The organism is Vibrio sp. 10N.222.49.C9 (genome assembly GCF_041474985.1).
Lineage (GTDB): Bacteria > Pseudomonadota > Gammaproteobacteria > Enterobacterales > Vibrionaceae > Vibrio > Vibrio crassostreae_C.
This window is the reverse complement of record NZ_JBFRVD010001433.1, coordinates 1-343: the sequence shown is the minus strand read 5'-3', so window position 1 is coordinate 343 and position 343 is coordinate 1. Positions and strand designations below refer to the sequence as shown.

Below are 343 nucleotides of genomic sequence, written 5' to 3'. Positions count from 1 at the left end.
GTATTGAAGTTGCTTCCGCAAGGCACACACGACTACAACAAGTTTTTAAAGCCTTCTGAGCTGATAAAAATGGTGGATGCCACACCACTTCAAGAAAAGGGCATCACTGGCCTTACCTACAACCCTCTGTTTGATTCCTATTCATTGGGACGCAATGTAGATATTAATTACATTGTTCACACCCAAAAAGTCGACAAAGCGTAGTACTTTTCTCTCATTTGCTCTTTGGTTTGAAACTTGATTAAACGGAGAGCATTTTGAGTAGAACTAATCCGACTTTCATTCAGTTTTTAAGCAAGTTGCTCCCTGTTTAAGCGGAGCATTTTTTCAGCACAAATCGATC

Annotated in this window: 1 pseudogene; it reads left to right on the top strand. The window is 39.9% G+C overall.

Features of this window, described 5'->3' with window-relative positions:
- Positions 1 to 204: pseudogene (locus AB4585_RS28625) on the top strand (bifunctional 3-demethylubiquinol 3-O-methyltransferase/2-polyprenyl-6-hydroxyphenol methylase); the annotation flags it as partial.
- Positions 205 to 343: the final 139 nt, after the last annotated feature.